Source organism: Nitratireductor rhodophyticola (assembly GCF_019891355.1).
Classification (GTDB): domain Bacteria; phylum Pseudomonadota; class Alphaproteobacteria; order Rhizobiales; family Rhizobiaceae; genus Nitratireductor; species Nitratireductor rhodophyticola.
Genome location: NZ_JAHSSF010000004.1, coordinates 459,956 through 482,739 on the forward strand (window position 1 = coordinate 459,956; position 22,784 = coordinate 482,739).

Consider the following 22,784-nt stretch of genomic DNA (forward strand, 5'->3'; position numbering starts at 1 on the left):
CCCAGAAATCAGCATAAATACCTGATTGAAAAACATAATTATCACAGACTTCAGGAATTCCCCCCGAAAGTGGTGAAATCAGGCTGGACAAATGGTATCTTTTTGGCCTTTAATTTCCGCATTGGAGGAGGCAGAGGGGTTCGGAAAGCCGCGCGTACAAGGGACACGGAAGAACGTTCCCAGCCGCGCATGGCAATCCGGAAACGCTGACAACGCTTCGTGGGGCTCACGAAACACACCGAATTACCTCCATGGGAAATTCAGCAGCGCCCCGGGGCGCGCTCCAGGCTTGCGCGTCAGGCCATGGAGACACCTCCCGGGCACAACAGGGAGAAGATCATGATGAAATCCACCAGACTGGCATTGCTTGCCGCGACCATGCTGGGTGCGACCGGCACGGCGATGGCACAGGATGCCGAACTCACCATCGAAAGCTGGCGCAATGACGACCTGACAATCTGGCAGGAAAAGCTCATCCCGGCCTTCGAAGCCAAGCATCCGGGCATCAAGGTGACCTTCGCGCCAAGCGCTCCGACCGAGTACAATGCTGTTCTCAACTCCAAGCTCGATGCAGGCACGGCCGGCGACCTCATCACCTGCCGCCCGTTCGACGCCTCGCTCAGCCTTTATGAAAAGGGCCATCTGACGGATCTCAAGGATCTCGAGAACATGTCGAACTTCTCCGACGTGGCAAAGGCCGCGTGGAGCACGGACGACGGTTCTGCGACGTTCTGCGTGCCCATGGCATCCGTGATCCACGGCTTCATCTACAATGCCGACGCCTTCGAAGAGCTCGGCATCGAGCCGCCGAAGACCAACGAGGAGTTCTACGCGGCCCTCGAAAAGATCAAGGAAGACGGCACCTACATTCCCATGGCCATGGGCGCCAAGGACCAGTGGGAAGCCGCCACAATGGGCTACACCAATATCGGCCCGAACTACTGGAAAGGCGAAGAAGGCCGTCTGGCGCTGATCAGCGGCGAGCAGAAGCTCACGGACGAGCAGTGGGTCAAGCCGCTCGGCGAGATCGCCAAATGGGCTCCGTATCTGGGCGACGGCTTTGAGGCACAGGCCTATCCCGACAGCCAGAACCTTTTCACGCTCGGCCGCGCCGCGATCTTCCCGGCCGGCTCCTGGGAAATCGCCATCTTCAATGACCAGGCGGACTTCAAGCTGGGCGCGTTCCCCCCGCCGGTGCAGAATGCAGGCGACGAATGCTACATTTCCGATCACACAGATATCGGCATCGGCATGAACGCCAAGACGGAGAATGCGGAAGCCGCCCGCACCTTCCTGAACTGGGTCGGATCGGCCGAATTCGCTTCGCTCTACGCCAACTCGCTGCCGGGCTTCTTCTCGCTTTCCAACGAGACCGTCGAGATGGAAGACCCGCTTGCTAGGGAATTCGTCTCCTGGCGTGAAAACTGCAAGTCGACCATCCGCCCCGCGCACCAGATCCTCTCGCGCGGCACGCCGAACCTCTGGAACGAGATGTGGAATGTCTCGGCCAATGTCCTGCGCGGCGCACAGACGCCGGAAGACGGTGCAAAGCAGCTTCAGGACGGTCTGGCCGGCTGGTACGAGCCCCAGCAGTAAATCCTGATCCCTGAACAGGAAGCCGGGTCCGCCCCATATGCGGGCCCGGCACCATAGAGAGACGCTCCATGGCCCAAGCGACAAAGAAGCCCCGACGCTGGCATATTGCCGTGTTTCTGGCGCCCGCCGTGCTGATCTATACGGCGATCATGATCATTCCGCTTTTCAGCACGCTCCAGCTCGCCCTCTATAGCGAGGTTGAGAACAGCCAGGTCTTTGTCGGCCTTCAGAATTTCCGGGCCCTGTTCGGCGATCCGCAATGGTCGGACCAGTTCTGGAACGCGCTTAAGAACAACACCTGGTTCTTCATCGTGCACATGATCGTGCAGAACCCGATCGGCATTCTGCTTGCGGCCCTTCTGTCGAGCCCGCGCCTGCGAATGCGCTCCTTCTATCGCACCGCCATCTTCATTCCGACGATCCTCTCCTTCGTGATTGCGGGCTTTGCCTGGAAGCTTATTCTGAGCCCGCTTTGGGGTGTGGCACCGAACCTGCTTGATCTCGTTGGCCTCAAAAGCCTGTTTCAGCCCTGGCTTGGCAAGGAAGCCTATGCATTGACCACGCTGGCGCTCATCTCGGTCTGGCAGTTCGTCGGCATTCCTATGATGCTGATCTATGCTGCGCTTCTTTCCATTCCCGACGAGCTTCTCGAAGCCGCCGAGTGCGATGGCATCACCGGCATGTCGCAGTTCTGGAAGGTCAAGCTGCCGCTGATCCTGCCCGCCATCGGCATTATCTCGATCCTCACCTTCGTCGGCAATTTCAACGCCTTCGACCTGATCTACGCCACGCAGGGCGCACTGGCGGGACCGGATTTCTCGACCGACATCCTGGGCACCTTCATGTTCCGCACCTTCTTCGGCTTCCAGCTTCAGCTCGGCGATCCGAACCTGGGCGCGGCCATCGCAACAGCCATGTTCGCCATCATCCTCATCGGCGTGTCGATCTACCTCTTCGGCATCCAGCGGCGGCTGCGCCGCTACCAGTTCTGAGCCGGAGGCAGAAACCATGAGCACAGCCAGACACTCCCCTGCCCGCTCCATCGCCGCCCACGCGGTGCTGGCGACCTACACGATCATCGCGCTCTTTCCGGTGTTCGTGATCGTCGTCAACGCCTTCAAGTCGCGCAAGGCGATCTTCCGCACGCCACTGGAGCTTCCCACGCCGGAAACCTTCAGCCTCATCGGGTTCGAGACGGTTCTGAAACAGGGCGACTTTCTGCTCTATTTCCAGAACAGCTTCGTGGTCACCGTCGTGTCGCTGTTCATGGTGCTTCTGTTCGGCGCAATGGCCGCCTTCGCGCTTGCCGAATATCGCTTCAAGGGCAATTCGCTGATGGGCCTTTATCTGGCGCTCGGCATCATGATCCCGATCCGGCTCGGCACGGTGGCGATCCTCCAGATGATGGCCGCCTCCGGCCTCGTCAACACGCTCACCTCGCTGATCCTTGTCTATACGGCGCAGGGGCTGCCGCTGGCCATCTTCATCCTGTCGGAGTTCATGCGGCAGGTCTCCGATGACCTGAAGAACGCCGGTCGCATCGACGGGCTCAGCGAATACCGCATCTTCTTCCGCCTCGTCCTGCCGCTGGTGCGGCCGGCCATGGCCACCGTTGCGGTCTTCACAATGATCCCGATCTGGAACGATCTGTGGTTCCCGCTGATCCTGGCGCCAGCCGAAGCAACGAAGACCATCACGCTCGGCGCACAGGTCTTCATCGGCCAGTTCGTCACCAACTGGAATGCGGTTCTGGCGGCCCTGTCGCTCGCCATCCTGCCGGTGCTTATCCTCTATCTGATCTTCTCGCGCCAGTTGATCCGCGGCATCACCTCGGGAGCCGTGAAATGAGTGCGCAGGAGACCCCGGTGCGGGTGCTGGTAGCAGGGCTCGGCAATATGGGCATGAGCCACGCCCTCGCCTATCACGCCAATCCCGGCTTCGAGATTGTCGGCCTCGTCTCTCGCTCGAAGCCGGATCTGCCAGATGCGCTGAGAGACTATCCGCACCACACGAGCTTCGAAGAGGCGTTGACCAAGACCAGACCGGATCTGGCCTCGATCAACACCTATTCGGACAGCCATGCCCCCTATTCCATCGCAGCGATGGAAGCGGGCGCACATGTCTTCGTTGAAAAGCCTCTGGCGACGACCGTCGCCGATGCACGGCGCGTGGTGGAGACGGCGAAAACGCACAATCGCAAGCTCGTAGTGGGCTACATCCTGCGCCACCACCCCTCCTGGGTGAAGCTGATCGAGGAAGCGCGCCAGCTCGGCGGACCCTATGTCTTCCGGCTAAATCTCAACCAGCAGTCCTCCGGCCCCACCTGGCTTACGCACAGGCAATTGATGCAGACGACGCCCCCTATCGTGGACTGCGGTGTCCACTATGTGGACGTGATGTGCCAGATCACCGACGCCAGACCGGTGAAGGTTCGCGGCATGGGCGTTCGGCTCTCAGACGAAATCGCCCCGGACATGTATAATTACGGGCATTTCCAGGTGATGTTCGAAGATGGCTCGGTCGGCTGGTATGAAGCCGGCTGGGGACCGATGATGTCGGAGACCGCCTTCTTCGTGAAAGACATCGTTTCACCGAAGGGTTCCGTCTCCATCGTGATGGACGAGGGCGCGAAGTCGGATGACATCGACGCGCACACCCAGACCTCGCGCATTCGCATCCACAGGGCCGAGACCGACACCGAGGGCCGTTTTGCCCAAGAGGACACGCTTCTTTCAATGGAAGGCGAGCCGGGGCATCAGGAACTATGCGACCGCGAACAGGCCTTCGTTCTGAAAGCCATCCGCGAAGATCTCGATCTTTCACGGCACATGAACGATGCCGTGCAATCCCTCAACATCTGCCTCGCCGCCGACGAAAGTGTGCGAAGCGGCAAGGAAATAGAACTGTAGGACGAAACCGTGGGCTCACTCGCACTCAAGAACATCACCAAGTCGTTCGGCCAGGTCGACGTCATCAAAGGCGTGGATCTCGAAGTTGAAGACGGCGAACTCGTCATCTTTGTCGGCCCATCGGGCTGCGGCAAATCCACCCTTCTGCGCATCATCGCCGGCCTGGAAGACGCCAGTGGCGGCAGCATTGCCATCGACAGCGCCGATGTGAGCTCAACGCCCCCCTCCAAGCGCGGCATCGCCATGGTGTTCCAGACCTATGCGCTCTATCCGCACCTCACCGTACGCGACAATATGAGCCTCGGCCTGAAACAGGCAAAGCATCCTGCCGCGCACATTGCCGAGCGGGTGGATTTTGCCTCGAAAATGCTGTCGCTCGAGCCCTATCTCGACCGCCGGCCGGCCGAACTTTCAGGCGGCCAGCGCCAGCGCGTCGCCATTGGCCGCGCGGTGGTGCGCAAGCCCAAGCTCTTCCTGTTCGACGAACCGCTCTCCAATCTGGATGCTGCGCTCCGCGTCAACACCCGGCTGGAGATTGCGCGCCTCCACCGCGAGCTGGGGGCGACCATGGTCTATGTCACCCATGACCAGACCGAAGCCATGACGCTTGCTGACCGCATCGTCGTTTTGAATGGCGGCAGGATCGAGCAGGTCGGCACACCGATGGAGCTCTACAACGACCCGGCCAATCTTTTCGTCGCCGGCTTCATCGGCTCTCCGCAAATGAACTTCATCGACGCCGGGCTGCTCGGCCGCGAAGACGCAAAGACCATTGGCATCCGCCCGGAGCACATCTCGATCGTTCCCGCCAACGGCGACATCAAGGGGCGCGTATCCCACATCGAGCATCTGGGCGCGGACACGAACCTCTATCTCGACTGCGGCGATGCGGGCCTTCTGTGCGCACGCCTGTTCGGCGAACACCAGTTTGAGATCGACAGTGAGCTATACGCAAAGTTCGATGAAACCCGGGTGTTCCGGTTCGATGATCAGGGCAAGGCTATCCGCCGGACAGCCTGACACACCGGAATGAGATTTCAGCCAGCGGCCCGGACCGCTGCCTCTATGCAACACTGTGCCATTTTGTAACGGAATCATGTGACATAAAGCTTCTCCTCGCCTGAAAACCTTGCATCGCAAGAAAAGCGCGCTTAGTCGATCGTTAACGGTACGCACGGAAGCTGTACCGGGGACGACCAGATGGACCAGGGGTGGCTCGGCGATGGAAAGTGAATTCGTTCCGGTATCCAGGCGCGTCACCATACAGGATGGTGTGTACCAGCAGCTTCGCCACGCACTCATGGTCGGTCGCTTCGAACCGGGCCAGACGCTGACCATAGCTTCGCTCGCTGACTCCTTCGGCACCAGTCACATGCCGGTGCGCGAAGCTCTGCGTCGGCTGGCGGCTGAAAACGCGCTCGAAATCGCGCCGAATGGGTCTGCCCGCGTTCCCGCCATCAGCAAGGTGCGGCTCGACGACCTGTGTCGCGTACGCATCGCCATCGAAGGTCTCGCTGCAGAGCTTGCCGTTCCCAACACCGGCGACGCGGATGTCAACGCGCTTGAAGACCTTGTGAAGGCGCACGAGACCTCCAGTCGCGAAGAGAGCATCTATACCATGCTGGTGAAGAACCAGGAGTTTCACTTCACCCTTTATCAGGGCTCCGGTTCTGAAGTGCTGTTGCAACTGGCCGAGTCGCTCTGGCTGCGCTTCGGCCCCTACATGCGCATGCTGACGCGCCATCTGGAGCCTACGCTGCGCTCGCGCGAGGGCGAAACATACACCCGCCATCATCACGATGCGATCGCAGCGTTACGCCGACGCGACGGAGCCGGTGTGCGCCAGGCAATCAGCGAGGACATCAAATCCACACAGACCCTGCTTCGCCCTCTTTGCGACTGAAGTCGCATTTTTTTGACTGGCCCGCGCCGGAAGGCGCTTTGGAGCAAGCGCCGGGGGCTGGAACGTGAAAAACTGACGCCAAATCCATTCCGCTACCCGGAGATTTGCCATGAACCAGAATGACAAGGCCCGCACTTTCCACACCCTGCATGTGAAGGGAGAGCCCCTCGTTCTCTATAATATCTGGGATGCAGGTTCGGCAGCAGCGGTGGCGGGCGCGGGCGCACAGGCTCTGGCCACGGGAAGCTGGTCGGTCGCTGCAGCCCATGGCTATGGCGACGGCGAGAAAATCCCGCTTGCGTATCTCGCCCAGGTGGCCGGGCGCATCGTGGAAACCGTGAACCTGCCCCTCTCTGTGGATTTCGAAGGCGCCTATGCCACGGACCCACAGGGGGCGGCTGACAATGTCTCACGCATTCTCGACGCGGGCGCGGTGGGCATCAATTTCGAAGATCAGATCGTCGGTGGCGACGGTCTGCATGAGATTGCCGATCAGGCGAAACGCATCTCTGCCATCCGCGCCATGGCGGAGAAGCGGGGGATACCGCTCTTCATCAATGCCCGCACCGATCTGTTCCTCAAGGAAAGCGACCGTGGCCGGCATCCTGCGTTGCTCGCCGAGGCGAAGGAGCGCGCCAGGGCCTTTGCCGATGCCGGTGCCAGCGGCTTCTTTGCCCCTGCACTGGTGGATGAAGCCCTCATCGAAGACCTTTGCGGCGCTTCCAGCCTGCCCGTCAACATCATGGCGATGAAGACTGCGCCGGATGTCGCGACACTCGGGCGGCTGGGCGTTGCCCGTATCAGCCACGGTCCCGGCCCCTACCGCGCCGCCATGGCGTGGCTCAAAGAGGCGGCGAGCGGGATTTACGGATAGCGGACGGGTTTGCACCGGGCGCCCTGGCGCCTGGCGGCTCCAGAAGGTCCAGACCGGTCAGTCGGCGGCAGGCGGCTTGTTCCAGTGGATGTGCTCCAGCGCCTGGATACGGCCACGCGCGGAATCCCAGTCCCTGTGCGTTACACGATCAACAATCGCCTCCACCAGCGCCATCAGCACCACACCGGAATCCCAGGTGCGTCCCGAATCGATGGCGCAAGGCAGAACCACCTTGGCGTAGCGTGAGATCGGTGACAGCCAGCTGTCGGTGATCAATACGATACGTGCCTTGCGCTCGCACAGAAGCTCGCTCAGATGGACAAGGTCGCGCTGGTAGCGGCGAATATCGAAGAGCACCACCACATCGCCCGCCTTCACGTCCAGCAACTGATCGTCCCATGTGGAGGTCTGGTCCTGAAATCGGCGCACATTGGGCCGCACAATCCGCAGATGCGCCGCCATGTAGCGCGCGATGGCATCGCTGAAACGCCCTCCGAGCGTGTAGCAGGAGGCCTTCGGATCGGAGAGCAGCGCGCAGGCCGCCTCGAACTCGCTTTCGGGTATGGCCTCAAGCGTCGCCTGAATGTTGGCGGTTGCGCGCGAAAAATAAGCGCCGAGCGCAGAACCATCCAGGCTGCGCGCCGCCGAGCTATCCCCCTTCTCAAGCGGAGAAAGCAGTTCTGCCTGGATTTCGGCGCGCAGCGCCCGCTGAAATTCCGGATACCCGGAAAAGCCCAGCCGCGACACGAAACGCAGAACGGTTGGGGCACTGGTGCCGGCACGGCCGGCAAATTCGGCAACGGTCGACAGGCCACTGCTTGGATAATTGGCAAGAAACGTATGTGCCACCTTGCGCTCGGCATCGGTCATCTGACCGAGTGCCCCGTGAACCTGCTCTTTCGTGCCCAAACGCGTCTCTCCAACCACTCCGGATTTTGGTCCGTAATAAAAATTACACGATTGACAAAATCGCGGCAATGCTAATCATTATTACAAACCTGCTGCACAGTGACGTTTCACCCGGAAAATCACAGGGGCAAGCAGATCCACAGGGAGGTTTGATGGCCAGCGCGCTGCTTGTTCCATCCGATGGAGAGCCATTCCAGATCGAACGCATCGACGGGCAATCGCCCGTCATTCTGGTATGCGAACACGCATCGCGCACCATTCCCCGTTCGCTTTCGACACTCGGTGCGAAGCCGGACACGCTGACAAGTCATGCCGCCTGGGACATCGGCGCGCTGGCGACGGCACAAAAACTCTCGGCCCTACTCGACGCTCCGCTCATCCACCAGCGTTTCTCGCGCCTTGTCTACGATTGCAATCGACCGCCAGAGGCGCCGGATGCCATTCCGGAGATGAGCGAAGTCCATGCAATTCCCGGCAATCGCAATCTGCCGGATGAAGCGCGGCAACAGCGTATCGCGGAAATCTACGAACCCTTTCGCCAGGCGCTCGCGGACCTTGTCGCAGCGCGCACCGGTCCGCTGAATCAGCCGGTTATCGTCACGATTCACTCTTTCACGCGGGTCTATTTCGGCATTGCCCGCCATCGCGCAATCGGCCTTCTGCACGATCGCGACCGACGGCTGGCGGATGCCATGCTGCAGCTTGCCGAGAATGAGGGCATCACCAACGCGATGCGCAATTATCCCTATGGGCCCGATGACGGCGTCACGCACACGCTGCGCCTTCATGCCGTTCAGCACGGTCTGCTCAACGTCATGATCGAATACTGCAGCGACCTGATAGACACCGAACCGGGGCAGGACGAATGGGCCGGGCGCACGGCAAGACTGCTTGAAGCAGCGCTGCAGCGCTTTCACATCGACATACGCGCAGCCGGACCACAACAAGCCTGACAAGAAAAGGCCGGCGCAGAACCAGAGCGGGAAAACAGGGGGAACAAAATGGGAGACGGGAAGCGATGCCGAACGCCATAAGGCGCTATGTGCGTCTGATCGATCGAACAAACCATTATGTCGGCCTGGCGGTCATGTACATGATCTTCCTGATGATCGGCATATTGCTCTATTCGTCGATCATGAAGACCGTGGCCATTCCACCGCTGTGGACACTGGAAATGGCGCAGTTTGCCATGGTTGCCTACTATATGGTCGGCGGCGGCTGGGCATTGCAGAACGACGCGCACGTGCGCATGGACCTGATCTATGCACGCTGGTCGCCCCGCACGAAGGCGCTTGTCGATTCCATCACCGTTCTGTTCCTGATCTTCTATCTCTCGCTTCTGCTCTATGGCGGTTTTTCCTCCACCTCCTATGCACTCCAGTATAGCGAGACGAGCTATTCGGCCTGGTCACCCTACATGGCACCCATCAAGATCATCATGTGCATCGGCATCGCACTGACGCTGCTTCAGGCCGTTGCCCAGCTCTTCAGGGACATTGCGCGGGTGCGCGGGGAGGAGCTGTCATGAGCTACGAATTGACAGCGATCCTCATGTTCAGCGGCATGATGGGCCTGCTTCTGACGGGCCAGCGCGTGTTTGGCGCCATCGGCTTCATTGCGGTGGCCTTCGCGCTGCTGCTTTGGGGCACGGGTGGCTCCGAGATCGCCTTTTCCGCCGCCATGAAGCTGATGAAATGGTACGCGCTGCTGACGCTGCCGCTCTTCATCTACATGGGTTACATGCTGTCGGAATCGGGCATTGCCGACGATCTCTACAAGATGTTCCATGTCTGGTTCGGCCCGGTGCGCGGCGGGCTTGCCATCGGCACGATCGCGCTCATGGTGGTTATTTCCGCCATGAACGGCCTCTCCGTCGCCGGCATGGCCATCGGCGCGACAATCGCGCTGCCGGAACTGCTCAGACGCGGCTACGACAAGATCATGGTGACCGGCGTCATTCAGGCCGGCTCATCGCTCGGCATTCTCGTGCCGCCCAGCGTGGTGCTGGTGCTTTACGCCATGATCGCGCGCCAACCGGTCGGCCAGCTCTGGCTTGCAGGTGTGTTTCCCGGCCTGCTCATGGCCGGGCTTTTCATTCTCTACATCGCGGTGCGGTGCTGGCTGCAGCCCAATCTCGGGCCTGTGCTTCCTGCCGAAGAGCGCCGCATCCCGATGTCGGAAAAGCTCAAGCTCCTGTCGGCCGGCATTCTGCCCTTCATGATCTTCTTCCTGATGACCGGGCTTTTCGTCATGGGCGTTACCAGCCTTGTCGAGAGCTCTGCCATCGGCGCCGTCTCGGCAACCGCCGCCGCCGCCATTCGCGGCCGGCTCACATTGAAGGTGATCCACGACACGGTGCGCAAGACACTTTCGGTCTCGTGCATGTTCATGTGGATCATCCTGGCAGCACTGTGCTTCGGCGCGGTGTTTGACGGACTGGGTGCCGTCAGGGCCATCGAGGGATTCTTCCTCGATCAGCTCGGACTTTCCCCCTGGGAAGTGCTGATCCTGATGCAGCTTTCCTATCTTATCATGGGCATGTTCCTGGACGACACGGCGATGCTGGTCATCGTCGCGCCGCTCTATGTGCCGCTGGTCAAGCTCCTTGGCTTCGACCTCATCTGGTACGGCGTGCTCTACACGATCACCTGCCAGATCGCCTACATGACCCCGCCCTTCGGCTACAATCTGTTCCTGATGCGGGCCATGGCGCCGCCGGAGATCAAGCTCGGAGACATATACCGCTCCATTGTGCCCTTCGTGGCTGTGATGGTGTTCGCGCTGATCATTGTCATGGCTTTCCCGCAGATCGCGCTATGGCTCCCGGAGCATGTCTATGCGCGCTGAAACCGCACAACCAAGGAGGTGACGACCAGAACAAGCCTGCGGCAATGCCCGGCAACAACGACCGGGACAACAACCAGAGGAGTGAACGAAGATGCAAAACAGACGCGACTTTCTCAAGAAAGCGGGCATGGCATCGGCGGCAGCAGCCGGAACCACGGCCCTTGCAACGCCCTATGTTCATGCGCAAAGCCCGATCCGCTGGCGGCTGCAGACCTATGCCGGCGCCGCCCTTGCCGAACATGTCGTCAAACCGGCCATCGACGCCTTCAACAAGGCGGCCAATGGCGAGATGGAAATCGAGCTCTACTATGCCGACCAGCTCGTACCGACGGGTGAGCTTTTCCGCGCCATGCAGAACGGCACGATCGACGCCGTGCAGTCGGACGACGATTCCATGGCAGCGCCGGTCGATGTGTCGGTCTTCGGCGGCTATTTCCCCTTTGCCACGCGCTATTCGCTCGATGTGCAGGCGCTCTTCTACAAGCATGGCCTGGCCGAGATATGGGAAGAGGCCTATGGCGAGGTCGAAGGTGTGACATGGCTTTCGGCGGGTTCATGGGACCCCTGCCACTTCAACACCAAGGAACCCATCAAGAGCCTTGAAGATCTCAAGGGCAAGCGTGTCTTCACCTTCCCGACAGCCGGCAAGTTCCTTTCCCGTTTCGGTGTCGTGCCCGTCACCCTGCCCTGGGAAGACGTGGAAGTGGCGGTGCAGACGGGCGAGCTCGATGGCATCGCCTGGTCGGGCATCACCGAGGACTACACGGTGGGCTGGGCTGACGTGACGCCCTATCTGCTAACAAACAATATCTGTGGCGCCTGGGTTGGCTCCTTCTTTGCCAACTCCGACCGCTGGAACGAGGTGCCGGATCATCTCAAACAGCTCTTCCGGCTGACGATGGACTCCTCGCACTACTACCGCCTGCACTGGTACTGGGCCGGCGAAGCGGACCTGCGCGTCAATGGCGGCAAGATGGAACTCACCACCATCCCCGACGCCGAATGGGCGACCGTGGAAGCCGAGGCAGAAAAATTCTGGGATGAGATTGCTGCCGAAGGCGGCCGCAAGGAGCGCGTGGTTCAGATCCTGCGCAACTACCGTTCCCTCATGCAGAAAGCCGGTCCGCCCTATCGCTACGGCTGATCCGGAAGAAGCGCATGGCCCCGGACCTTTCTCCGGGGCCAAACCCAGAAACCACCGACAGGACGAATTGAATGGCGGGCAAACTGACTTTGGAAAGCCTCAAGGCGGCAGCGGAGGCCGGCGAGATCGACACGGTGCTCGTGGCACTGGTCGACATGCAGGGGCGCCTGATGGGCAAGCGTTTCCATGTGGATTTCTTCCTCGAAAGCGCATTCGAGGAAACCCACAGCTGCAACTACCTGCTCGCCACCGACATGGAGATGTTCACGGTCGAGGGCTATCGCGCGACGAGCTGGTCGGCGGGCTATGGCGACTACACGATGAAGCCGGACCTCTCGACCATGCGGCGCATTCCCTGGCTGGAAGGTACCGCGCTGGTTCTGTGCGACGTGCTCGACCACCACACGCATGACGACGTGCCCCATTCGCCACGCGCCATTCTGAAAAAGCAGGTCGCGCGGCTGGAAGCCATGGGCATGAAGGCGATGATGGCCTCGGAGCTGGAGTTCTTCCTGTTCCGCGACACATTCGAGGAAGCCGCCGCCAAGGGCTATCGCGGACTGGAGCGCATCAGCACCTACAATGAGGATTACCACATCTTCCAGACAACCAAGGAAGAAGATGTGATGCGGGCGATCCGCAACGGCCTCAACGGCGCGGATGTGCCGGTGGAGAACTCCAAGGGCGAGGCCGATGCCGGTCAGGAGGAGATCAACGTCCGATACACCGACGCGCTCACCATGGCCGACCGCCACGCCATCGTGAAAAACGGTTGCAAGGAAATCGCCTGGAAGGCCGGCCGCGCCATCAGCTTCATGGCCAAATGGGACGACAGGGCAGCCGGCAATTCCTCGCACGTCCATCAATCGCTCTGGACACTTGACGGCAAGCCGCTCTTCTTCGACCCATCGGGCGAGCACGGCATGTCGGACATGATGAAACACTATATGGCGGGCCTTCTTGCCCATGCTGGCGAAATCACCTACTTCCTCGCGCCCTATATCAATTCCTACAAGCGTTTCGCGGCCGGCACCTTCGCCCCCACCAAGGCGATCTGGTCATTCGACAACCGCACGGCGGGCTACCGCGTCTGCGGTGAGGACACGAAAGCGGTGCGTGTGGAATGCCGGGTCGGCGGCGCCGACCTGAACCCCTATCTTGCCTTCGCGGCCCTGATCGCGGCAGGCATTGATGGCATCGAAAACAAGAGAGAGCTGGAGCCGGCCTTTGTCGGCGACGCGTATGAGGGCGAAGGGATCCGCGAGATCCCCAAAACCCTGCGCGATGCCGCCACCGCGCTCGACGGTTCAAAAATGCTGCGCTCGGCCTTTGGTGACGACGTTGTCGATCACTATGTCCATGCAGCCCGCTGGGAACAATCCGAATATGACCGCCGCGTCACCGACTGGGAGGTCAGGCGCGGTTTTGAGAGAGCATGACATGACGAAAACCCTGCAATGCATTTCCCCCATCGACGGATCGGTCTTTGCCGAGCGACCCGTGATGGACCCCGACAAAGCGGCCAGGCTTCTCGCCACCGCCCGCCATGCTCAAAAGGCCTGGGCCGCACGTCCGCTCGATGAGCGCATCAAGCTGGTGAATGCCGGCGTTGCCCGCCTCAACGAGATGAAAGACGAAGTGGTGCCGGAGCTTGCCCACATGATGGGCCGCCCGGTGCGCTATGGCGGCGAGTTCGGCGGCATGAACGAGCGCTCCGCCTATATGGCGGAGATTGCCGAGCGTGCCCTCGCACCCATCGTTCTGGAAGACTCGGAAAGCTTCGCGCGCCGCATCGAACGCGTGCCCCACGGGCTGGTCGGCGTCATCGCGCCGTGGAACTATCCCTACATGACGGCCATGAACACCATCGTTCCCGCCCTCATCGCGGGCAATGCCGTCGCCATCAAGCACGCAACGCAGACGCTGCTCGTGGGTGAGCGCATCGTGCGCGCCTTCCATGAAGCGGGCATTCCCGAAGAGCTGTTCGTCAACCTGTTCCTCGACCATGCCGGCACGGAAAAGCTGATCGGCGCGCGCTCCTTCGACTTCATCAATTTCACCGGCTCCGTCGGCGGCGGGCGCGCCATCGAGCGGGCGGCTGCCGGCACCTTCACCGGGCTCGGGCTCGAACTCGGCGGCAAGGATCCCGCCTATGTGATGGAGGATGCCGACATCGACTGGGCGGTCGATGTTCTGATGGACGGCGCGATGTTCAATGCCGGCCAGTGCTGCTGCGGCATCGAACGCATCTATGTCGCGGAGAAGCATTTCGACAGTTTTGTCGAGAAGTCCGTGGACTGGGTGGGCAAGCTGAAACTCGGCAATCCGCTGGACGAGGACACCACCATCGGTCCGATGGCCAACAAGCGGTTTGCGGCCGAAGTGCGCAGCCAGACCGAAGATGCGCTGGCGCAGGGCGCAAAGGCGCTGGTCGATCCGAAAGCCTTCCCCAAGGATGATGGCGGCACCTATCTCATGCCGCAGATCCTGATCGACGTGAACCACCAGATGCGCGTGATGCGCGAGGAAAGTTTTGGCCCTGTCGTGGGCATCATGCCGGTGAAGAACGACGCCGAAGCGCTCGACCTCATGAACGATTGCGAGTTCGGCCTGACCGCCTCGCTGTGGACCGCCGATCCCGAGCGCGCGGCGGCTATCGGCTCAGACATCGAAACAGGAACCGTGTTCCTGAACCGTGCCGACTATCTCGACCCGGCCCTTTGCTGGACCGGCTGCAAGAATACCGGGCGCGGCGGCGCGCTTTCCGAAATCGGCTACCACAATCTGACCCGCCCGAAATCCTACCACATGAGAAAGAAACAGGCATGAAGCTCGAAGGAAACTGGTCCTATCCTACCGCTGTACGGTTTGGCGCAGGGCGCATCAGGGAACTCGCCGAGGCCTGCAAGGCAGCCGGCATTTCAAAGCCGCTTCTGGTAACCGACCGCGGCCTTGCCGGCATGGACATCACGAAGAACGCGCTCGACATTCTGGAGGCTGCGGGCCTTGGGCGCGCCATGTTCTCGGAAGTCGATCCCAACCCCAACGACAAGAACCTCGAAGCCGGCGTGAAGGTTTTCAGGGATGGCGGTCATGATGGCGTCGTCGCCTTTGGCGGCGGCTCCGGCCTCGATCTCGGCAAGCTGATCGCCTTCATGGCGGGCCAGACTAGACCGGTGTGGGATTTCGAAGACATTGGCGACTGGTGGACCCGCGCGGATGCATCGAAAATCGCACCGAACGTGGCCGTCCCCACAACTGCCGGCACCGGCTCGGAAGTGGGCCGCGCCGGCGTCCTCACCAATTCAGAAACCCATGTGAAGAAGATCATCTTCCACCCGAAGATTCTGCCCTCGGTGGTGATCTGCGATCCTGAACTGACCGTCGGCATGCCCAAGGCGATCACCGCGGGCACGGGGATGGACGCCTTTGCGCATTGTCTGGAAGCCTATTCCTCGGCCTTCTACCACCCGATGAGCCAGGGCATCGCTCTTGAAGGGCTTCGGCTCGTGAAGGAATATCTCCCCCGTGCCTACCGCGATGGAAGCGACCTCGAGGCCCGCGCGCAGATGATGAGCGCTGCCGCCATGGGCGCGGTCGCCTTTCAGAAGGGGCTCGGCGCCATCCACGCGGTCTCGCACCCGGTCGGCGCTATCTACAACACACACCATGGAACCACCAATGCGGTGGTAATGCCGGCTGTGCTGAAACTCAACCGACCGGAGATCGAGGAACGCATCGCTGCCGCAGCCGCCTATCTGGGCATTGCGGGCGGGTTTGACGGATTCTTCGATTTCGTGATGCAGCTCCGCGAAGAACTCGGAATTCCCGACCGCCTCGGCGACATGGGCGTCGGATCAGATCGCATTGACGAGATGGTGGAGATGGCATTGGTAGATCCGAGTGGTGGAGGCAACCCGGTCAAGCTGACCGCAGCCAACACGAAGGCGCTGTTCGAAGCCTGCATCTGAGGCGTGGCGCAAGCCCCTCATCCGCCTGCCGGCACCTTCTCCCCGCTTGCGGGGAGAAGAGCAGCGCGGCGATGACGGCTGAACAATTTCACCGATGCAGTGAAGGGCGCAAGTACCGAAACTTCCTCCTTCTCCCCGCTTGCGGGGAGAAGGTGCCGGCAGGCGGATGAGGGGCCTGCGCCGATGTTACAAGATAGCGCACTCCGTCCCGCCCTCGCCCTTCGACAAGCTCAGGATGAGGGCTGTAGTTGCGCAAGAGATCAGTAGATCAGTGCTGAAGCGCGATGTTTTCCTGACACGCTCCCAAACAAGAGAGCGAGGCCGCCCGCCGTCATCCGCGCCTGCCAGGAACCTCTCCTACTTACCCTTACCTTACCTACTACCCTACCTCTCCATGCCTTTCCCTCATCCTGAGCTTGTCGAAGGGCGAGGGAAAGGGCACGCACCATCACCGCCCCCCTTAGAGCTCCAGCACCACCGTGGTCACGCCGGCCTCGCCGCTATCCTTCACCACGAAACCGAAATCGCGGCACATGGCGAGCATTTTGGTGTTGTCGCTCAGAACGATGCCCTCAATCGCGCCAATGCCCTCTTCCCGGCCATAGTCGATGAGCTGCTTCAGCAGCGCAAAACCAAGCCCGTGCCCCTGAAGATCGGTGCGCACAAGCAGGCCATACTCGGCGATCTCCTTGTCGGGATCGGCGGAAAGACGGCCAATGCCCGCCATTTCCCCATCCTCTTCCCTGAGCGCGATGAACGCCATGTCGCGCTCGTAGTCGAGCTGGGTCAGCCGTTCCAGCATTTCGTCTGGAAAGTGTTTGCGCGGGGCGAGGAAGCGAAACCGTATATCCTCCGGCGAAACGCGCGCCAAAAAATCTGGAAACAGCGCCACATCCGCCGGCTTGATCGGGCGCAGATGATAGCGGTGCCCCTCGAGGTTTACATCCTTTTCCCAGCCATCCGGATAAGGGCGGATGGCAAGGTCCGGGTTCGGACCCTTGCGGTCGATTTCCGTGGGCTCGATCTCTATGCGTGCATCAAGCGCCACCACGCCGTCGGCATCGGCCAGCAACGGGTTGATGTCCATGCCCTTGATGCAGGGGAAATCGACGATCATCTGCGACACAGCGTTGAGGGCGCCTGCAATCGCATCCCTGTCGGCGGGCGCGCGATCGCGGTATCCCGCCAGCAGTTTTCCGATGCGGGTCGACGCCATCAGGTCGCCGGCCAGAACGTCATCGAGCGGCGGCAGCGCAATGGCCGTATCCTCCATCACCTCCACCGCCGTGCCGCCCGCACCAAACATCACCACCGGCCCGAAAATCGGATCCTGACTGACACCGAGGATCAGCTCATGGGCGTGTTTGCGCACCACCATGGGCTGCACGGCAAAGCCTTCAAGCCCGTCGGCCATGCCCGCGTCGTCCAGCCGCTTCATGATGTTCTCGGCGGCCTTCTGCGCCGCTTCCGGCGTCTTGAGGCCAAGCACCACGCCGCCGACATCGGACTTGTGCGTGATGGTTCTGGAAAGAAGTTTGACGACAACCTTTTCCGAACTTTCGAGCAAGCGTGCAGTGGCCTCACTCACCGCTTCTGGTGTCTCGACAATCACGGTTTCAGGCACGGGAATCCCGTAGGCAGCAATGGCCGCCTTGGCTTCGGGTTCCGTCAGCATGCGACGGCCTTCAGCAGCCACTTTTTCAAGGATGGCGCGCAGGCTTTCACGGTCTCCCTGCACATCCTCGCTGCGGCTCGAAGGCACACGGGTCAACGCCTTCTGGGCACGTGACCATTCACCCAGATAGGAAAGCGCCGCAGTGGCGCTCGACGGGGTGCTGAAGTTTGCAATGCCCGCCTCCTGCAGGATGCGACGCCCTTCGCGCGCGGTCTCCTCTCCCAGCCAGCAGGTGATGAGCGGCTTGCCGTTCACCCGCCCCTTGTCGGCATGGGCGGCAACGGCGCGGGCCGCATCGGAGGGCGAGGCAAGCCCGGTCGGGCAGTTGAACACGAGAACGGCATCAGTGTCCGTGTCATCGGCCACTGCGAGAAGCGCCTCGCTATACCGCTCCGGCGGCGCATCGCCGATAATGTCGGCGGGGTTGGAATGCGACCAGTTGGGCGGCAGCGCCCGGTCGAGACGAGCAATGGTTTCGGGCGAAAACTCGGCCATGGTGCCGCCGAGATCGTTGAGCCGGTCCACCGCCAGAACACCGGCCCCGCCGCCATTGCTGACAATGCCCACATGGGCGCGCTGCAAAGGCCGGAACCGGGCTAGCACTTCCGCCGCATCGAACAGTTCGCCAAGATCGAGCACCCGCAAAATGCCGGCACGGCGCAGCGCCGCCTCCACCACCCGGTCCGCGCCCGAAAGCGCGCCGGTGTGCGTCGCGGCCGCCTGTGCGGCCTGCGCATGGCGGCCAGCCTTGATGGCGATCACCGGTTTCAGCCGCGCCGCCGCCCGAGCGGCGGTCATGAATTTGCGCGGATTGGGGATTGTTTCGAGATACATGAGAATGCCGCGCGTGCGCCCGTCGCCGGCAAGCATTTCCAGATAGTCGCCCACATCCACGTCGGCCATGTCGCCCAAAGAAACGATGTGGGAGAAGCCAACGCCTTCCGCCGCCGCCCAATCCACAAGCGATGTGGCAATCGCACCGGATTGCGAAAGCAGAGCGAGCCCGCCGGGCCTCGCCTGCATATGCGCGAAACTGGCGTTGAAATTCATCGGTGGGACGATCAGCCCGACCGTGTTCGGCCCGATGATGCGGAAGAGATAGGGCTTTGCCGCATCGAGCATGGCCTGACGCAGCCCGTTTTCCCGTGTCAGCCCGGCGGTGATGACGACAGCGGTGCGTGTTCCCTTCTCGCCAAGCTCGGAGATGATGCCCGGCACCGTTTTGGGAGGCGTGACGATGACGGCAATGTCCGGGATGCCTGGAATATCGGCAGCGCGCTTGTAGCAGCGCCGGCCCGCCACTTCCCTGTATTTCGGATTGACGGGCCAGATCTCGCCGTCAAACCCGCCATCCTGCAAATTCTGCATCACGATATGGCCGACAGCGCCAGGCCTGCTTGAAGCACCGATGACGGCAACGGAGCGTGGACGGGCGGCGAATTCAAGATTGCGGATCGTCATGAACAATGACTCCGGGTTCGCGCGAATTGTGCGTTTCGGCATCACTATAGCGGCATGGCGCAACAACTGCGCAACCCGCGATATGCGGTTGCCCTCAGCCTATTGAGCGCCAGGAAACTCCAGACGTGGTACAGCGGCCACGAGCGACCTCCCCGCCGGCGATTGCGGGCTGTCGATGATTTGCGAAGTCGGACCCGTCTCGACAACACGGCCGCTCTCCATGATCGCCACCCGATGGGAAACAAGACGCACGACAGCGAGATCATGCGCGATGAAGAGGTAGGAGAGGCCTTCACTTTTCTGCAAATCAGTGATGAGTTTCAGTATCTCTCCACGTATCGACTGGTCGAGCGCGGAAACCGGCTCGTCGAACACGATCAGCGAGGGGCGCGCAGCCAAGGCACGCGCGATGGCGACCCGCTGGCGCTCGCCGCCCGACACTTCGTGAACGCCGCGCGCGGCATAGCTTGTGGGAAGGCCGACCCTCTCCAGAAGTGCACCCACCTGCGTGGGTTGTGCGGCACGATCCGCAAGGCCATGGATGCGCAGCGGATCCGCCAGCACTCCGCCGATGGTCGCGCGCGGATTGAAGGCCGCAAGCGGATCCTGAAACACCATCTGGATCGCCCGGCGCTGCCTTCGCAACGCCCGCCCGCGAAGCTGAAGCCAGTCTTCCCCCTGAAGCCGCACCGCCCCCGCATCCGCTGGCAAAAGCCTGAGCAGCACCCGCGCGAGCGTCGACTTGCCGCTGCCGGACGCGCCCACCAGCCCCAGCGTCTCGCCGGAAGCGAGCGTCAGGCTCACATCGTCAAGCGCGGTCACCCTGCGCCCCCGGCTGGTGAAGGTCTTGCAGAGGTTCTGCGCAACGAGAAGCGGCTCAGGCATCGGCCACCCCGTCGATCAGGCGCGGTGTTGAAAAGTCGATCTGCGCGGCAAGAAGCTGCTTCGTATAGGCATGCGCGGGCTTGGTCAGAACCGCCTGCGCCGCGCCTTTCTCCACCAGCTGCGCCCGCTGAAAAACGGCAATGTCGTCAGCCAATCCGGAGGCGAGCGCAATGTCGTGGGTGATGAACACCAGTGTCATGCCCGCCTCGCGCACCAGATCGTCGAGCAGCGCCACGATCTCGGCCTGCACCACCATGTCGAGCGCGCTTGTGGGCTCGTCGGCGATCAGCAGCCCCGGCTTTGCCGCAATGGCGGCAGCGATGGCGATGCGCTGGCGCTGCCCGCCGGAAAACTGATGCGGATAGGCCCCAAGTGCTGCCTGGGGATCTGGAATGCGCACCCGCTCAAGCAGGGCCAGCGCATGCGACCGCGCCGCGCGCCAATCGAGCCCCAGATGACGAACCGCGCCTTCCGCCACCTGTTCGCCGATGGTCAGAACGGGGTTGAGGCTGCCGCCGGGATCCTGAAACACCATGCCGATATCGCGCCCTGCCATTGGCACATGCGCAAGGCCCGGCCAGCCGATTTCCCCCGCGATCCGCGCCTGCGGCGCGAGCAAGCCGGCGAGCGCCAGCGCCAGCGTGCTCTTGCCCGATCCGCTTTCGCCGATCACCGCCAGCCTGCGGCCTTTCGCAATGTCGAGATCGACGTCCTGAAGCGCGAAGCTTCGCGCATCGTCACGCCCGTAGGAAACCGAGAGCCCCCGGATTTCGGCCAGCAGCGCGCTCATCCGCGCGCCTCACGGCCCGCCATCGCGTCGGCCAGCCCCTCGCCCAGCAGATAAACGCCAAGCACCGTGGCCACGAGCCCCAGCCCCGGCACGATGGAAAGATGCGGCGCGGTGCGCAGCACATTGCGCCCCTCGGCGATCATCGAGCCCCAGGTCACCACATTGGGATCGCCAAGCCCGAGAAAAGACAGCGCCGCCTCCACCAGAACCGCCGTGGCGACAATCACTGCCGTCAGCGCCAGAACCGGCGGCAGCGCATTGGGCAGAACTTCACGCAGCGCAATCTCGGCCGGGTGCATGCCGATCACCCGCGCCGCCGCCACATAGTCGCGCTCGCGGATCGACAGGACTTCCGCCCGCACCAGTCGCGCCGGCCCGGTCCACGCGCCAAGGGCAATGGCGAGAATGATCACCGGAAGCGACGCCCCGGTGACGCTGACAAAAGCCAGCGCCAGAAGAAAGCCCGGCACGATCTGAAACGCGTCGACCACACGCATCAGCGCCTCGTCCACCAGCCCTCCGGCAAGCCCGGCAACCGTGCCAACCAGCGCCCCGGCGGCAAGTGCGACCAGCGCCGTGGCAAGCCCGACCAGAAGCGACGTGCGCGCACCGTGCATCAGGCCCGCAGCCACATCCCGCCCCAGCCGGTCCGTGCCAAGCGGAAGCGCCGGATCGGTGAAGGGTACAGTCATCGGTCGCCCGACAATCGCCAGCGGATCGCCCGGAAAGAGAAGCGGCGCAGCAAGCGCCATGGCGGCAAGCAGCACCAGAAGACAAAGCCCCGCCACCCCTTCCGGCGATCGCAAGAGACGCGCTGCAACGCGGTTCATGACGACGCCTCCCCGCTGCCCACGCGCGGGTCGAGAGCCGCATAGGCAATGTCCACCAGAAGATTGACGACGATCACAAGCACCGCGCTGACGATAATGATGCCGGTCAGAAGCGGCGCATCGCGGCCTGAAACCGCTTCATGCGCGAGCCGCCCGAACCCCGGAATGGCGAACACGCTTTCCACCACCACACTGCCGCCCAGCATGGCCGCCGCCTGCAGGCCAAGCATGGTGACCAGCGGCAGAAGCGCATTGCGCGCCACGTGGCGCAGCACGATGCGCCGCCGCGCCAGCCCCTTGGCGCGCGCAGAAAGCACGAAATCCTGCCGCCAGGCTTCCGCCATGCCCGTTCGCATCATGCGCAGAAAAAGAGCCAGGTAAATGAAACCGAGCGCGGAGACCGGCAGCACCAGGTGCCAGGCAATGTCGGCCACGCGCGCCAGCCCGGTATTGCCGGAAGCGATGGTTTCGATGCCTGCCGTGGGAAACCAGCGCAGATCGACCGCGAACACCAGAACCAGCACAAGGCCAAGCCAGAAGCTCGGAACCGCATAGAGCGCCAGCGACCCGATGGAAAGCGCCCGGTCGGTCAGACTGCCTGGCCGCGCGCCCGCCACGATGCCCAGAAGCGAACCAAGCGAGAAGGCAAGCGCCGTCGCCGCCCCCATGAGCCAGAGCGTGTTGGGCAGTCGCTCCGCGATCAGGTCGAGAACCGGCCGGTCGAAGGCCACCGACCAGCCGAGATCGAACCGCAGAAGCGCGCCCACATAAAGCGTCAGCCGTTTCACAAGCGACTGGTCGAGCCCATAGCTCTGGCGAAGCTCCGCAACGAGGCCCGCATCGCCCCCGCCCAGCGAAAGCAGATAGGCGTCCACCGCATCGCCAGGCGCTGCTTCCAGAAGCAGAAACGTGCCAATAATGACGATGAGCAGCACCGGAATGCTGCTGACGATACGCCGCCGCGTCAAAGTCAGGGCCCGGTGCATGCGA

Annotated in this window: 20 protein-coding genes; 14 read left to right on the forward strand and 6 right to left on the reverse strand. The window is 62.1% G+C overall.

Annotation, left to right across the window (positions count from 1 at the left end; translation table 11 throughout):
* The first annotated feature begins 339 nt into the window (after positions 1-339).
* The 7 genes from KUG85_RS17650 (at position 340) to KUG85_RS17680 (ending at position 7,282) form a co-directional block, all read left to right on the forward strand.
* Positions 340-1,596, forward strand: a complete 1,257-nt coding sequence (locus KUG85_RS17650) for an ABC transporter substrate-binding protein (RefSeq protein WP_223006253.1) — start codon at positions 340-342, stop codon at positions 1,594-1,596.
* Between the two features lie 68 nt (positions 1,597-1,664).
* Positions 1,665-2,588 carry a carbohydrate ABC transporter permease gene (locus KUG85_RS17655; RefSeq protein WP_090329922.1) on the forward strand — a complete coding sequence of 308 codons (924 nt, stop codon included), beginning with the start codon at positions 1,665-1,667 and terminating at the stop codon, positions 2,586-2,588.
* Positions 2,589-2,604: 16 nt separating this feature from the next.
* Positions 2,605-3,444: a carbohydrate ABC transporter permease gene (locus KUG85_RS17660; protein ID WP_065815855.1), complete on the forward strand. Its 840-nt coding sequence runs from the start codon at positions 2,605-2,607 to the stop codon at positions 3,442-3,444.
* The gene (locus tag KUG85_RS17665) at positions 3,441-4,505 is read left to right on the forward strand and encodes a Gfo/Idh/MocA family protein (RefSeq protein WP_223006254.1); all 1,065 of its coding nucleotides are present in this window, start codon (positions 3,441-3,443) and stop codon (positions 4,503-4,505) included. Before KUG85_RS17660 ends, KUG85_RS17665 begins: the two co-directional genes overlap by 4 nt.
* 9 nt (positions 4,506-4,514) lie before the next feature.
* Complete coding sequence (locus KUG85_RS17670) at positions 4,515-5,525, forward strand: ABC transporter ATP-binding protein (protein ID WP_223006255.1); 1,011 nt, start codon at positions 4,515-4,517, stop codon at positions 5,523-5,525.
* 202 nt (positions 5,526-5,727) lie between these two features.
* The gene (locus KUG85_RS17675) at positions 5,728-6,408 is read left to right on the forward strand and encodes a GntR family transcriptional regulator (RefSeq protein ID WP_223006256.1); all 681 of its coding nucleotides are present in this window, start codon (positions 5,728-5,730) and stop codon (positions 6,406-6,408) included.
* 109 nt (positions 6,409-6,517) lie between these two features.
* Positions 6,518-7,282 carry an isocitrate lyase/PEP mutase family protein gene (locus KUG85_RS17680; protein WP_223006257.1) on the forward strand — a complete coding sequence of 255 codons (765 nt, stop codon included), beginning with the start codon at positions 6,518-6,520 and terminating at the stop codon, positions 7,280-7,282.
* 57 nt (positions 7,283-7,339) lie between these two features.
* Here KUG85_RS17680 and KUG85_RS17685 read toward each other — a convergent pair whose 3' ends face one another.
* Positions 7,340-8,191 (reverse strand): MurR/RpiR family transcriptional regulator, encoded by an 852-nt coding sequence (locus KUG85_RS17685; RefSeq protein WP_223006258.1) that lies wholly within the window; start codon positions 8,189-8,191, stop codon positions 7,340-7,342.
* Positions 8,192-8,343: 152 nt separating this feature from the next.
* On the opposite strand from KUG85_RS17685, the gene KUG85_RS17690 reads away from it, so the two are divergent.
* From KUG85_RS17690 to KUG85_RS17720, 7 genes are all read left to right on the forward strand, one after another.
* A complete protein-coding gene (locus KUG85_RS17690; RefSeq protein WP_223006259.1) occupies positions 8,344-9,144 on the forward strand; it encodes an N-formylglutamate amidohydrolase in 801 nt (266 codons plus the stop codon).
* A gap of 65 nt (positions 9,145-9,209) precedes the next feature.
* A complete protein-coding gene (locus KUG85_RS17695; RefSeq protein WP_223006260.1) occupies positions 9,210-9,719 on the forward strand; it encodes a TRAP transporter small permease subunit in 510 nt (169 codons plus the stop codon).
* Complete coding sequence (locus tag KUG85_RS17700) at positions 9,716-11,038, forward strand: TRAP transporter large permease (protein ID WP_065815863.1); 1,323 nt, start codon at positions 9,716-9,718, stop codon at positions 11,036-11,038. The genes KUG85_RS17695 and KUG85_RS17700 overlap by 4 nt, the downstream gene beginning before the upstream one ends.
* Before the next feature lie 91 nt (positions 11,039-11,129).
* Positions 11,130-12,182: a TRAP transporter substrate-binding protein gene (locus KUG85_RS17705; protein WP_223006261.1), complete on the forward strand. Its 1,053-nt coding sequence runs from the start codon at positions 11,130-11,132 to the stop codon at positions 12,180-12,182.
* Positions 12,183-12,253: 71 nt separating this feature from the next.
* Positions 12,254-13,621 (forward strand): glutamine synthetase family protein, encoded by a 1,368-nt coding sequence (locus KUG85_RS17710; RefSeq protein ID WP_223006262.1) that lies wholly within the window; start codon positions 12,254-12,256, stop codon positions 13,619-13,621.
* A 1-nt stretch (position 13,622) separates the two neighbouring features.
* Positions 13,623-15,011 carry an aldehyde dehydrogenase family protein gene (locus tag KUG85_RS17715; RefSeq protein WP_223006263.1) on the forward strand — a complete coding sequence of 463 codons (1,389 nt, stop codon included), beginning with the start codon at positions 13,623-13,625 and terminating at the stop codon, positions 15,009-15,011.
* Positions 15,008-16,153 carry an iron-containing alcohol dehydrogenase gene (locus KUG85_RS17720; protein WP_223006264.1) on the forward strand — a complete coding sequence of 382 codons (1,146 nt, stop codon included), beginning with the start codon at positions 15,008-15,010 and terminating at the stop codon, positions 16,151-16,153. The genes KUG85_RS17715 and KUG85_RS17720 overlap by 4 nt, the downstream gene beginning before the upstream one ends.
* A gap of 460 nt (positions 16,154-16,613) precedes the next feature.
* Here KUG85_RS17720 and KUG85_RS17725 read toward each other — a convergent pair whose 3' ends face one another.
* The 5 genes from KUG85_RS17725 to KUG85_RS17745 form a co-directional block, all read right to left on the reverse strand.
* Positions 16,614-19,289 (reverse strand): bifunctional acetate--CoA ligase family protein/GNAT family N-acetyltransferase, encoded by a 2,676-nt coding sequence (locus KUG85_RS17725; protein WP_223006265.1) that lies wholly within the window; start codon positions 19,287-19,289, stop codon positions 16,614-16,616.
* A 99-nt stretch (positions 19,290-19,388) separates the two neighbouring features.
* Positions 19,389-20,174, reverse strand: coding sequence for an ABC transporter ATP-binding protein (locus tag KUG85_RS17730; protein ID WP_223006266.1), 786 nt, complete (start codon positions 20,172-20,174; stop codon positions 19,389-19,391).
* Positions 20,167-20,964, reverse strand: a complete 798-nt coding sequence (locus tag KUG85_RS17735) for an ATP-binding cassette domain-containing protein (RefSeq protein ID WP_223006267.1) — start codon at positions 20,962-20,964, stop codon at positions 20,167-20,169. The genes KUG85_RS17730 and KUG85_RS17735 overlap by 8 nt, the downstream gene beginning before the upstream one ends.
* Complete coding sequence (locus KUG85_RS17740; protein WP_223006268.1) at positions 20,961-21,794, reverse strand: ABC transporter permease; 834 nt, start codon at positions 21,792-21,794, stop codon at positions 20,961-20,963. The genes KUG85_RS17735 and KUG85_RS17740 overlap by 4 nt, the downstream gene beginning before the upstream one ends.
* A complete protein-coding gene (locus tag KUG85_RS17745) occupies positions 21,791-22,780 on the reverse strand; it encodes an ABC transporter permease (RefSeq protein WP_223006269.1) in 990 nt (329 codons plus the stop codon). The genes KUG85_RS17740 and KUG85_RS17745 overlap by 4 nt, the downstream gene beginning before the upstream one ends.
* Between the last annotated feature and the right edge of the window lie 4 nt (positions 22,781-22,784).